The sequence below is a fragment of the Thioalkalivibrio sp. AKL12 genome, from assembly GCF_000377925.1.
Classification (GTDB): domain Bacteria; phylum Pseudomonadota; class Gammaproteobacteria; order Ectothiorhodospirales; family Ectothiorhodospiraceae; genus Thioalkalivibrio; species Thioalkalivibrio versutus.
Window position 1 is genome coordinate 208,688 of sequence record NZ_KB898893.1, and the last position, 12,343, is coordinate 221,030.

A 12,343-nucleotide genomic window follows, 5' to 3' on the forward strand; every position below is an offset into this window, starting at 1 on the left:
TTGGAAGGAGTAGTCGATGCAGTTCTCGCAAAAGGTGCAGCGGATCAGCGGGCGGTTGTTGAACGCCATCACGGTCGCTTTCGTGGTCCTGCTGGCGGGCATGATTGTGATTGTGGGCAACAGCCTGTGGCAGAACCAGCGCCTGCTGGACGAGCTGCGTCACATCACGGAGGAGCGAGGACAGCGCATCCAGCTGGCGTCCGATCTGCTGGAGGCCGCCTACAATCGCCACCAGACCATGGTGAATCAGGTCATCACCGACGACCCCTTCGAGCGTGATGACCTGATGATGGCGTACCACCGCTGGGGAAACCGGGTCGGCGAGGTGCGCGCGGCCCTCAATGAGCGCGTGACCGAGGATGCGGCGCGGGCAAGACTCGAGGAACAGGATGCCCTGATCCCGGAGATCGTGAGGCTGCAGGACCAGGTGGTGGACCTGGCGGCCCGCGAGGAGATCGCGCCGGCAATGGCGATCCTGAGCGAGCGTCTGTTTGATCTTGATCGGGAGTTCGACAGCTCCATCGAGGCGTTGCGAGCACATGAACGCGCACAGATGGAAGCGGCAGCCGAGCGCGCAGGCGAAGTCGGGGCGCACACGCAGCGTTTCATGCTGGTGTTCGGTGGGGGCGGCGTGGTGTTCGCGTTGGCGCTGATTCTGCTCACCCGGCGGACCCTGGTGACCATGCACCATGATTTGCGCGAGCAGGCGTCACAGCTCGACGAGGCCGGACGCCAGCTGCAGCACGAGGCTAGCCACGACCCGCTGACCGGTCTACCCAACCGGCGTGCTTTCTATAAGCGCCTGCAGGACGCAATCGCCTGGTCCCAACGGACCGGCGAAGCGTTCTCCGTGGGCTTCATCGATCTCGACCAGTTCAAGCCGGTGAACGATCGGTTCGGACACGCGGCCGGCGACGAACTGCTGGGGGTGGTCGCCCGCCGGCTGGAGGAGGCGCTCAGCGAGCCGGCCTGTGTGGCCCGGGTCGGGGGTGACGAGTTTGCGGTGCTGCTGTTTGGCGAGGATTCAACCGAAGCCGAGGGGAAGCGACTGCAGGCGGCGGTGTCCCGGCCGGTCCAGCTTGCTGCGGGCGAGGTCACGCTGGCGATGACTCTGGGTTGGGCCTACGGTCCGGGAGACGGCGATCCAGACGAACTGCTGGGGCAAGCCGACCGCGCGATGTATGGTCTCAAGGCGGGGCGCGGGACGTAGCCGGAGAAAGAGGACACCACCTTTCCGATCCGACCCGGCACCGCGAATGCTACCAACAAGGTCTCGGGCCAGTCCGGCCGATTGCCGCGGCCTCTGCGAGGCCTCGCAATGACGCCATCTCACCCTTTTCCCCCGCCCCTTCCGGTCCTGACGACACGCGGCGTACTCTTCTGTAAGAACACGGCCTTGTTTTTCCTCCACGGAAGATAGGATCTCCCCGGGTCGGGAGAATGGAGGAAGACGGGGTCGGACCACGGTAAGCCGGCGGACAGCATGTGAGTGAATGAGGCGTCATAGTGAAAACACTGACTTTCAGGTATTGGGACCGCATTCGATCCAGCTTATGGTTCATCCCCACCATGATGGCCCTGGGCGCGGTGTTTTTGGCCTTCATAAGCGTCGCCCTGGATAGGCCGGTGACGAACTGGTTGTTGCGTTCGTGGGGCTGGACATTCACCGCTGGAGCCGAGGGGGCCAGCGCCGTGCTGGGGATCATCGCCGGATCGATGATCACCATCGCTGGAGTTGTGTTTTCGATGACGCTGGTCGCCCTGTCGCTGGCGACGTCGCAGTTGGGGCCGCGCTTGCTCCGCAATTTCCTGCGCGATACGACGACTCAGGTCGTGCTGGGCACGTTCGTCGCCACCTTCCTGTATTGCTTGCTGGTCCTCCTTACCATCCGGCGCGCGGAGGAGGTTGCTTTCGTTCCTCATGTATCAATCACGCTCGGCGTGCTCTTTGCGGTCGCGAGCGTGGGGGTGCTGATCTATTTCATTCACCACGTGTCTGTTTCGATGCAGGCCAACGAAATCGTGGCGCGCGTGAGCGACGAGTTGATCGCCGGGGTGAACCGCCTGTTTCCGGAACACATCGGGCGGGCGAAGCCACGGACGTCGGCAACGCCACCCGAGTCGGCATTTCTGGACGCATTTGACCGGGAGGCTCGTCCCATTCGAGCGAGCGCGGACGGATACATTCAGTTCATCGACACGGACGCCTTGATCGAGTTGGCGATGCAAAAGGATGTGGTCATTCGACTGGAGCGGGTACCCGGCGACTATGTGGTCTCCGGTGGCCCGCTTATGCTGGTCTGGCCGGGAGAGAGGGCGGCCGATGTGCCCGCGGATCAGGTCAACAACACCTTTGCCCTGGGTAACCAGCGGACTTCGGGCCAGGACATCGAGTTCGCGGTTACCCAACTCGTGGAGGTCGCTCTGCGTGCCCTCTCCTCGGGAGTGAATGACCCGTTCACGGCAATTACGTGCGTAGACCACCTGGCGTCCGCTTTGAGTCGTTTGGCTACGCGAGACATGCCATCGCCCTATCGTTATGACAGTACGGATCAGCTGAGGGTGATTGCTCCAGGGTCTACTTTTGTGGACGTCACAGATGCGGCCTTCAACCAGATCCGACAAATGTCCCGCTCGAACACCGCGGTTACTGTCCGCCTGCTGGAAACGATCGCCGAGGTCGCGAGATTCGTACAGCGGCCAGAGGATCGCGCTGCGCTGTTACGGCACGCTGAAATGATTGCCCGTGGGGCTAGTGAGGGACAGCCCGAAGTTGAGGACCGCCAGGAGGTAGAGGAACGCTTTGAATATGCGAAACAATTGTTGAGCGTGTCGCCAAGGACAGGGTCGGACCACGGTAACGGACTGAGTTAACGCGGCTTTGCGAATTTGACGGGCTATTTCCAGGGCTTAAACGGGGCTTTTGGGCCCGTAAATGGGCTATTGCGTTGACGAGTCGCCGTCGAGCGGAGGCGAAGCACCGCGGATGGGGTGCGCTACACTGGGGCGCACCCTTGTCCCGCCATCCATCATGCTGCTCACGTTCCTGATCATGTTCGCCCTGCTGGGGCTTGGCGTCGCGCTGATGCTCTGGCATGCCCGGCAGGTGTTTTCGGTGGAGCTGCGCGATGGCGCTGCCCGCGTGCGGCGCGGCAAGCCGCCGTCCGGGTTCGTGCGGGGCTGCGAGGACGTCGCTCGACGATACGGGCTGAAGCAGGGCCGGATCCAGGCCGTGCGCACCGACCGGGGTGTCGAGTTGCGCTTCTCCCGCCACCTCCCACCGAAGACGCATCAGGCCTTTCGCAACGTCTGGACACCCCCGCCCGGCGGAGGGGGAGGCGGCGGCATGCGCGCGACGGGATAGCGAGGCGCGGGGCTCGGGGTCAGTCCCTGGCTTTTGGTCCCGTGGCAATCGAGCGGCATCCAGGCCATTCCGACCGATTGCCACGGCCTCTGCGAGGCCTCGCAATGACGAAGAACCCAGGCTCGCAAAAAGATTTAACCCGCATGCATTATATGAGCGGGTGCGAACCTGAATTCTGGGTGGTTCGCGTAGAGATGGCGGGTACTAGCCCCGCAGGGCCAAGGGGGCGCTGTTGAAGCTGAATATCGAAGAGCCGGGACCGTATCGGTTTGCCCTGAGCCATCTGGGCTTTCGCCCGTTCTTCTTGCTGGCAGGGCTGTACGCCGTGCTGGTCGTGGGTCTGTGGACCTGGCTCTACCAATTCGACATGGCGGCGCTGCCCACGGCCGCCTTTGGCGGGCCCTTCGCCTGGCACGGCCATACCCTGATCTTCGGCTACGCCATGGCGGTCGTCGCCGGGTTCCTGCTCACGGCCGTACGCAACTGGACCGGGGTACAAACAACCCAAGGGCCCGCGCTGCTGGTGCTGGCCGGGCTCTGGCTCGGCGGCCGGGTGGCGGCGTTGTTCGGGGACCCCGGGCTGGTGGCCATGGCGCTGTTCGATCTCGGCTTTACCCTGTGGCTGCTGGCCGCCCTGGCCCGCCCGGTATGGCAGACGCGCCAATGGGCCCAGCTCGCCGTGATCGGCAAGATCGCGCTGCTGGGGGCGAGCAACGGCCTGTTCTACCTGGGCGCCTTCGATCTGCTCGATGGCGGCCAGCGCCTGGGGCTCTACTCCGGGGTCTACCTGGTGCTGTCGCTGATCCTGATGATGGGGCGCCGGGTCATCCCGTTCTTTATCGAGCGCGGGCTGGATGGTGCCTTTACGCCGGTGAACCGGGACTGGCTGGACCGCCTCGCCCTGGTACTGCTGCTCGCCTTCTGGCTGGTCGAGGTGTTCCTGCCATGGGCACCGGTCGCGGCGGGGCTGGCGGCTGGGCTGGCCGTGGCGCATGGCATGCGCTGGACGGGCTGGCATACGCCGGCGCTGTGGCGCAAGCCACTGCTCTGGGTGCTGATGATGGCCTACGGCTGGATCGTGGTCGGCTTTGCCCTGCGGGCCGTGGCCGAATTCACGCCCCTCAGCCCGATGGCCGCGCTGCACGCCTTCACCTACGGGGGTATCGGCATGATGACCCTGGGGATGATGACGCGCGTCGCCCTGGGCCATACCGGACGTAACGTGTTTGACCCTCCGCGGGTCCTCGGGCTGCTCTTCGGCCTGCTGGCCATCGGGGCGCTGGTACGGGTGGCCGGCCCCCTGCTCTGGCCGGCCTTGACCGCCAGCTGGATGAGCGCCTCGCAACTCCTGTGGATCGCGGCCTTCGCCGGGTTTCTCTGGGTTCATGCCCCGATGCTGGTCAAACCGCGCGTCGACGGGCGTTACGGCTAGCTACCGAACTGCCGAGGCCGGACCACGGCAACCGATTGGCTTGACGAGCTTGTCCGGGCTCGAAGGGCTCGTTGAAGGTCCTGGACGGCCCGACCTGAGCGTCGCAACAGGCGGCGGGTGAAGGCCGGACGGCGTTTACCCCCCGGAGGCCGAGTGGGTGCGGGCTCGCAGGGGCCAGCTAGGCCTGGAGGATCAGGAGCGGGAGGTTGCCCTCCGGCGGTCGCGGGAGCCGAACCCAAGACACAAAAAAACGCCCGGGATGGTCCCGGGCGTCCTGGTCTGCATGCCGGGCAAACCGCCCGGTTCAGGCCGTGCTTACTGCTGGTACTGCTCCAGATCGAAGCGGTCGGCGTTCATCACTTTGGTCCAGGCCCTGACGAAGTCGTTCACGAACTTCTCCTCGTTGTCGTCCTGGGCGTACACCTCGGCGTAGCTGCGCAGGATGGAGTTGGAGCCGAACACCAGGTCGATGCGGCTGGCGGTCCACTTCACCTGGTCGCTCTTGCGGTCGCGGACCTCATAGATGCCGTTGTCCGCAGACTTCCAGGCGTTAGCCATGTCGGTCAGGTTGACGAAGAAGTCGTTGGTCAACTGGCCTTCACGGCTGGTGAACACGCCATGCTTGCTGCCGCCATGGTTGGTTCCGAGCACGCGCATCCCGCCGATCAGCACGGTCATCTCCGGCGCGGTCAGGCCCATCAGCTGGGCGCGATCGAGCAGCATCTCCTCCGGCTTGACCACGTAGTCCTTCTTCAGCCAGTTGCGGAAGCCATCCGCCAGCGGCTCCAGCGGCGCGAAGGAGTCGGCGTCGACCATCTCGGCGCTGGCATCGCCACGGCCCGGGATGAACGGCACCAGGACATCGTGACCGGCCGCCCGGGCCGCCTGCTCGATGCCCACGCTGCCACCCAGCACGATCAGGTCGGCCACGCTGGCGCCGGTCTCAGCGGAGAGCTGCTCGTAGACCTTGAGCACCCGGTCCAGGCGCTGCGGCTCGTTGCCCTCCCAGTCCTTCTGCGGGGCCAGGCGGATATGGGCGCCGTTGGCGCCACCGCGCATATCGGAGCCGCGGAAGGTGCGGGCGCTGTCCCAGGCCGTGCTGACCATCTCGGCGATGCCGAGGCCGCTCTCGGCGATCTTCTTCTTGGTCGCCTCGACGCAGTAGTCGGTGTTGCCGGCCGGCACCGGGTCCTGCCAGATCAGGTCTTCCTGCGGCGCTTCCGGACCGATGTAGCGGGTCTTCGGGCCCAGGTCACGGTGGGTCAGCTTGAACCAGGCGCGGGCGAAGCAGTCCTGGAAATACGCGGGATCGGCCATGAACTTCTCGCAGATGGCCCGGTACTTCGGATCCATCTTCATCGCCATGTCGGCGTCGGTCATGATCGGGTTGTGGCGGATGGAGGGATCGCTGGCATCCACCGGCTTGTCCTCCTCCTTCATCTCGATCGGCTCCCACTGCCAGGCGCCGGCGGGGCTCTTCTTCAGCTCCCACTCATGGCCGAACAGCAGGTCGAAGTACCCCATGTCGAACTTCGTCGGATGGGTGGTCCAGGCACCCTCGATGCCCGAGGAGACGGCGTTGGCGGCCTTGCCCTGCATGTTGGGATTCTTCCAGCCGAAGCCCTGTTCCTCGACGTCGGCCCCTTCGGGCTCCGGACCCAGCGCACCGGCATCGCCATTGCCGTGGCATTTGCCCACGGTGTGTCCGCCGGCGGTCAGCGCCGCGGTCTCTTCATCGTCCATGGCCATGCGGGCGAAGGTCTCGCGGACCTGCTCGCCGGTCTTGAGGGGATCGGGCTTGCCGTTGACCCCTTCCGGGTTCACATAGATCAGGCCCATCTGGACGGCCGCCAGGGGGTTCTCCATGGTGTCGGGCTTGTCGACGTCGCCGTAGCGCTCGTCGGAGGGTGCCAGCCATTCCTTCTCCGCGCCCCAGTACGTGTCCTTCTCGGGATGCCAGATATCCTCGCGCCCGAAGGAGAAGCCGAAGGTCTTCAGACCCATGTTCTCGTAGGCCACGGTACCGGCCAGGATCATCAGATCCGCCCAGCTGATCTTGTTGCCGTATTTCTTCTTGATCGGCCACAGGAGGCGGCGCGCCTTGTCCAGGCTGACGTTGTCCGGCCAGCTGTTGATCGGTGCGAAACGCTGGTTGCCGGTGCCGCCGCCACCGCGACCATCGGCAATACGGTAGGTGCCGGCCGCGTGCCAGGACATGCGGATCATCAGCCCGCCGTAATGACCCCAGTCGGCCGGCCACCACGCCTGGCTCTCGGTCATCAGCGCGTGCATATCCTTCTTCAGGGCGTCGAAGTCGAGCTTCTTGACCTCTTCCCGGTAGTCGAAGTCCTCGCCCATCGGGTTGGTCTTGCGGTCATGCTGATGGAGGATGTCCAGGTTCAGCGCCTCCGGCCACCAGTCCATGACCGAATGGCCCGCGGCGGTCTCGCCGCCATGCATGACCGGGCATTTGCCCATGTTCTGATGCTCACCCATATCGTTCTCCATTTTTCGCTGCGTTCAGCTGGTTCGTGTTTCGGAAGCCGTCATCCATGTGTAATCGATGGCTTTCCTCAGGGACCGCAAGCCGTTCCGACCCAGGGCCACCTTCGGCCAGGGTGGGCTTCACTGTCCACCTGCCCTTGAAGCTAGGCCCCACAAGCTATTAGTGCCAGTTGATATTCACCATGAGCGAGATAGTCTCCCGCTATTTTTTCCGTCGGCGGCGCCGCAGCACGATGGGCTACAAGATGCTCTCGATCGCGCGGCGCAGCTCGGCGGACCCGGGGCCGGCCTGGCTGGGAAAGTGCGCGACCACCCGCCCCTCCCGGTCCACCACGTACTTGTAGAAGTTCCAGCGCGGAGCGGCGGCCTGGCGCGCCAGTTCGCGGAAGATCGGATGGGCGTCCGCGCCACGCACGCCGATCGGCCTGAACATGTCGAAGGTCACGCCGAAGTTCTCGAAGCACACCCGGGCGGTTTCGGCCTCGTCGTCGGCCTCCTGATTGAAGTCGTGGGAGGGGAAGCCCACCACCTTCAGCCCCTGGTCCCGGTAGTCCTGATGCAACTGTTCCAGCCCACCGAACTGGTCGGTGTAACCACAATGGCTGGCGGTATTGATGATCAGCAGCGGATGGCCCTGGAAGCGTTCCTGCAGGCTGACAATCTCGGACGCGTGCAGCCGGCCCAGCTCGTGCTGGAACAAGGCCTCGGTATCGGGCTCCGTGGCGGTTGCGCAGGCCATCGGAAGCACCAGAAACAGGGAAGCGAACAAGGGCGCAAAACGGGACATCGCAAGTCTCCACAGGGGCTCGACCTTCAGACCAGCGGCGCACCTGCTGGTTCTGTGGAGGGCTGGTTCGTGACCGCCAGCCCGGGGCCACGATGGCGCCGAACATCCTCCATTTCGGTGCTCCCTTTTGGACATGCCATGGCCTCACAGACATGACGGGCGTACCCTTGATCGCAGACATCAACGAAGTCTCTAGCCGATGATTGCCTACACCCGCCCGCTCCTGCTGCTTGCCATCATCCTGCCGCTGACCACGGGCTGCACGGCCGTGAAGGTCGCCGGTGCCACGGGAAGCGCCGCCGTCAGCGTCACCACCGGCGCCGCAAAGGCGACCGGCAAGACCGCCGGAGCGGTGGGACGTGCCGTCACTCCGGGCAGCAAGCAGGACAAGGACGACGACTGAGATGCCGGCCGGGGACAGACGCAAGCCGCGAACTGCGTTTACTCGGCGCGCCTGAACGCAACGGCCGCGCCAAGGGCGCGCACGCTGGACCCTGGGCCGGAAGCGGGGCCCTTGCACTCCGAGAGCATGCGTCCGAGGGGGATGGCCGCACCGTTTCTGGGCTTGCCGGGCCCGCGTAACGGTCGCAGGTCTTATCCACCGACGCCTTCGTTTCCCCGCTCGCATGGCAGTCCTGCCCGCCACCAGGCGAGCATGCCGCCGCGAAGCTGGCGGGCCTCGTAGCCGCGGGCCTGCAGCTTGCGCACGGCGGGGATGCTGCGGTGTGCACTGAGGCAGATGGCCACCACGGGACGATCGGGATCGAGTTCCAGGTCCGCCAGGCGTCTCTTGGAAAACTGCGTAATCGGGAGGTGACGCGCGCCCGGGATACGACTCCGACGATGCTCGACACCGGTGCGCACATCCAGCACTTGCACCTGGGCGTTCTCCATCGCCTGCGCCAGTTCCTCGGGGCTCATTTCCGGCACGCGGCCGAACGGCCACCACTGGCTCAAACCCATCGTGATCACCTCCTGTCCACGGGCAAGAACGCGGTCGAACTTGGTCTTGTGCCCCGTACCTGATTCGCGACGCGGCGAGGATGGGCTGTTCTCAGCACTAACCGCGCGAAAAACCATCGCCGAAAGGAGAATCATTATGGATCATCACGACGAAGAGTTTCTCCGTCGGGCGCAAGCCGCGCGCGCTCGCATCAAGGAGATCGAGCCGCAACAGGTAGACGCCAGCCTGGCATCCGGTGCGGTGGCCATTGATGTGCGCGAACCCGAGGAATACCAAAAAGGCAGCCTGCCGAGCGCCCACAATGTAGCGCTGGATTCCATCACGCGCCAGATCGAGGGAGTCGCACCAGACAAGGACGCGCCCATGGTCTGTTTCTGCAATGGTGGCAACCGCGGGGCCTTGGCGGCGGCCCAGCTGGTGGATCTGGGCTATACCAATGTGCAGTCCATCGCCGGGGGACTGCGCGCCTACGAGAAGGCAAACGACACCTCCGAGAGTTCCGTCTGACGACCGGACGGCCTGGGGGTCCAGCTTCGGATTTTCCGACCTTGCCCGTTGCCCCCGCCCTAAGGAAGCACTGATTAGCCACAAGCGTCAGCCAGGCCCAAGGACCGGTGTGCACAGCACCCGGCGGCCGAAGGTGGCCCTGGAGCGCAACGGTACGCGCCCAACGGCTCCACGCGCCTTCTTTTTCGTCATCCCGGAAACCGCGTAGCGGTTATCCGGGATCTCGGCGACTGGGGTTGCCCCGACGGGGGAGATCCCGGCTCGTCGCTTCGCTCCGGCCGGGATGACAGTGCAGGGGCAAGGGCCCCGGGGAGAGTGAGATTCCCAAAAGGCCCGGACTAAAGCGACCTGCGACGGGCCATTGTCGTCCCCGGAGGATCCCCGTGACTGGCTGACCCTCGTGGTTAATCAGGAAAGGGGAAGACGGGGCATATCTCGGTCTGCGCCCGCGCGAGGGCTCACAGTCGTTGGCAGGTGTACTGTTCGCCGGACGCGTGCTCGACCACGAGGCGCGTGGGTGATTCGGTGACGATCCGTGTGACCTCCGTATGCGGGAGTTCCGGTAGCCGCGTAGTGATCTGCCGGATCAGGTGGCGCTGGAGTTCGACACCTGATGGGGAGCCGGGCGACAGGTCCAGGGCTTCCACGGTGAGCGTGAGCTGCTGCTCCTCGCGCTGCCACTGCCCCTCGCTGGTCGCGATCAGCGTGAGCGGCCACAGGCCGAACTGGGCCACGGCATCGCCCTCGCTCTGGTACCGCCCGTCCGGATGCAGACGGGAGCGCGTATCGAGCTGCAGATTCAGTTGGCTCGAGCCGATGGCGGCCAGGTGCATTACGGCAGGACAGGCCCAGTCGCCGTCCAGCTCCGTGGTGTCCGCCCAGGCTGCGCCGGCGAAAACCAGGGAGATACAAAGGCCCAGCACGGGCCACGATCGATTCATCAAACGCGTCTCTCCAATCCAGTCTGGCTTTCCGGCACGGGCCGTAGGCGCGGGCAAAGGGCAAGGTTTGACCCCGTAGGGCTTCGCGTAGGGCTTCGGTTATACCCCTGCGCCCGCGCCAGCGACCCGGATTCGTGGGGCTGCAACCGATTGCCACGGCCTCTTCGAGGCCCGCAATGACACGGCACTGCGGGCTTATTGGTTCGGCTTTGGATACGCGCCCCACCCTCGCCTGCGCGGGTCCACGCCGCAGATTGAGCCGAGTACGGTGCGCTGACCGCAGGACGCCCCGTTCGGACTCTGGGTGCGACCGAGTGCTTCGTCGGTTCGATGTCACACATAAGCGTTAGTCGTCCGTTATGTTACGCTGCGCGGGAGCCTCGCGCGCCCTGACGGCGCTCTTGACGGGTGCCCGACCAGGAGAGACTGCGGTGCGATCAGTCACGCATGCACACCTTCCCGCGCTGGCCTTGGTAATGGCCGGCTTTCTGCCCTTGGCACTCCCGCTGCCGGCCCTTGCCGACGACGGTGGGTATCGGCTGCTCAAGCTGGATGGCTACAAGGTGAAGTGGGGAGACCAGCAGTTAGGGGTGGGGGCCAGCATCAGCTATGCCTTTGCCGGGGAGGCGCTACGGTTCGATGATGCGCACAACTGCCGCGATCTCGCACCGATTGACGAGCTTCTGGGCGAAGCCCTCTCCATGGAGACGCTGGATCGCGAGGCCGCGGCGGCGTTTCGGGTTTGGGAGCGCGCGGCCGGTCTGTCATTCCACAAGGTAAGCGATACCCGGGAGGCGGATATCATCCTCGGTGCCCAGGGGCAGCCGCGTGGACGGGCATTCGCCAACGTAGCCTACGCACCCGATTCGGACGATTTCTCCAACGTTTCCTACTCGCCCGATGCGGAAGTGGATGTGCGCACCATCGAACAGTCGCTGGTGTGCCTGAATCCAGCACACGAGTGGAAGGTCGGATTCGACGGCAACAAGGATGTGTACGACATCCGCTATACGCTGACTCACGAGATCGGTCACGCCATCGGCCTGGACCATCCCGGGCCATCCGGGCAGGTGATGGGATTCAGGTACACCGAGGACTTCGCCGACCTGCAGCCCGGCGATCTGCGCGGAGTCCAGCGGCTCTACGGGCGCCCCGCCGATACCCTCGACACCCAACTGGCCGAGATGCCGACCGAGGACGGGGAAAGCGCATTCACCAGCGACCTCTTCCTTGACCCGAACGGCCGTATCGTGCCCGTGACCGGTGTCGATAGCGGCCTTGGCATCGGCGAGAAGTAGCTCCGAGTCAATTCAGGGGCAGGTCTTTCCCATGCCCCTGCTCCACCACGAGCGGCCCCCACCCGTAGCACGCCAACCGATTGCCGCGGCCCCGCGACAGGACGTCGCATACGTGGCCGTTTACCGTAGAGTGACCGTACCGATGGGCCAAGGCGGGGCCGGCTCCCGGCAAGGGACTCATTACCGGAGACAGGACCCCGAAAATTGAGGTTCATCGAAGGATACCGGGGAGGTGTTCGTCCGCTGAAGGGCATCGTAGTCTCGCGTGGAGCCAGGAAGGACGCGGGAGGGAGCGATGCTGGACAAGAAGACGTTGCAGAAGCTGGGGGGCTGGGAAGGCTATCGGCTGGAGCGTGCGGTTTGGCCGGAGGAGGCCGGCGGCACGCTGGAGTTGCACCTGAAGCCGACGCGGCAATGGATGCACTGCGAGCGCTGCGGTCATCGGACCCGGCAGGTGCACGAGACGACGCTGCGGCGGGTTCGGGATCTTCCCCTGTTCGAGTACCGAGTGGTGCTGGTGGTGCCGCGTCGCCGGGTGTGGTGCG

The 12,343-nt window shown here is 65.0% G+C and carries 12 protein-coding genes; 8 read left to right on the forward strand and 4 right to left on the reverse strand.

Annotated elements, in window-relative coordinates; all coding sequences use genetic code 11:
• The first annotated feature begins 16 nt into the window (after nucleotides 1-16).
• From D579_RS0105690 to D579_RS0105705, 4 genes are all read left to right on the forward strand, one after another.
• Complete coding sequence (locus tag D579_RS0105690) at nucleotides 17-1,210, forward strand: diguanylate cyclase domain-containing protein (protein ID WP_018951359.1); 1,194 nt, start codon at nucleotides 17-19, stop codon at nucleotides 1,208-1,210.
• 296 nt (nucleotides 1,211-1,506) lie between these two features.
• Nucleotides 1,507-2,874 carry a DUF2254 domain-containing protein gene (locus D579_RS0105695; protein ID WP_018951360.1) on the forward strand — a complete coding sequence of 456 codons (1,368 nt, stop codon included), beginning with the start codon at nucleotides 1,507-1,509 and terminating at the stop codon, nucleotides 2,872-2,874.
• A 157-nt stretch (nucleotides 2,875-3,031) separates the two neighbouring features.
• A complete protein-coding gene (locus D579_RS0105700; RefSeq protein WP_018951361.1) occupies nucleotides 3,032-3,364 on the forward strand; it encodes a DUF3634 family protein in 333 nt (110 codons plus the stop codon).
• 232 nt (nucleotides 3,365-3,596) lie between these two features.
• A complete protein-coding gene (locus D579_RS0105705; RefSeq protein ID WP_018951362.1) occupies nucleotides 3,597-4,796 on the forward strand; it encodes an NnrS family protein in 1,200 nt (399 codons plus the stop codon).
• 315 nt (nucleotides 4,797-5,111) lie between these two features.
• On the opposite strand, the gene katG is transcribed toward D579_RS0105705, so the two are convergent.
• Nucleotides 5,112-7,304, reverse strand: coding sequence for a catalase/peroxidase HPI (gene katG, locus D579_RS0105710; RefSeq protein WP_018951363.1), 2,193 nt, complete (start codon nucleotides 7,302-7,304; stop codon nucleotides 5,112-5,114).
• 235 nt (nucleotides 7,305-7,539) lie between these two features.
• Nucleotides 7,540-8,088, reverse strand: coding sequence for a glutathione peroxidase (locus D579_RS0105715; protein WP_018938833.1), 549 nt, complete (start codon nucleotides 8,086-8,088; stop codon nucleotides 7,540-7,542).
• Nucleotides 8,089-8,287: 199 nt separating this feature from the next.
• Here D579_RS0105715 and D579_RS0105720 point away from each other — a divergent pair, with 199 nt between their 5' ends.
• Nucleotides 8,288-8,491 carry a hypothetical protein gene (locus tag D579_RS0105720; protein ID WP_018938832.1) on the forward strand — a complete coding sequence of 68 codons (204 nt, stop codon included), beginning with the start codon at nucleotides 8,288-8,290 and terminating at the stop codon, nucleotides 8,489-8,491.
• Nucleotides 8,492-8,682: 191 nt separating this feature from the next.
• Here D579_RS0105720 and D579_RS0105725 read toward each other — a convergent pair whose 3' ends face one another.
• Nucleotides 8,683-9,051 (reverse strand): rhodanese-like domain-containing protein, encoded by a 369-nt coding sequence (locus D579_RS0105725; protein ID WP_018951364.1) that lies wholly within the window; start codon nucleotides 9,049-9,051, stop codon nucleotides 8,683-8,685.
• 136 nt (nucleotides 9,052-9,187) lie between these two features.
• Between D579_RS0105725 and D579_RS0105730 the strand changes: the two genes are divergently transcribed.
• Entirely contained in the window at nucleotides 9,188-9,559 is a 372-nt protein-coding gene (locus D579_RS0105730) for a rhodanese-like domain-containing protein (protein ID WP_018951365.1), read from the forward strand.
• A gap of 458 nt (nucleotides 9,560-10,017) precedes the next feature.
• Here the strand turns inward: D579_RS0105730 and D579_RS0105735 are convergent, their stop codons facing one another.
• The gene (locus D579_RS0105735) at nucleotides 10,018-10,500 is read right to left on the reverse strand and encodes a hypothetical protein (protein ID WP_018951366.1); all 483 of its coding nucleotides are present in this window, start codon (nucleotides 10,498-10,500) and stop codon (nucleotides 10,018-10,020) included.
• Nucleotides 10,501-10,976: 476 nt separating this feature from the next.
• On the opposite strand from D579_RS0105735, the gene D579_RS0105740 reads away from it, so the two are divergent.
• Both D579_RS0105740 and D579_RS0105745 read left to right on the forward strand, forming a co-directional pair.
• Complete coding sequence (locus D579_RS0105740; protein ID WP_018951367.1) at nucleotides 10,977-11,798, forward strand: matrixin family metalloprotease; 822 nt, start codon at nucleotides 10,977-10,979, stop codon at nucleotides 11,796-11,798.
• A gap of 295 nt (nucleotides 11,799-12,093) precedes the next feature.
• Nucleotides 12,094-12,343 (forward strand): transposase family protein (locus D579_RS0105745; RefSeq protein WP_018951368.1); only part of this gene is annotated, 250 nt, incomplete at its 3' end.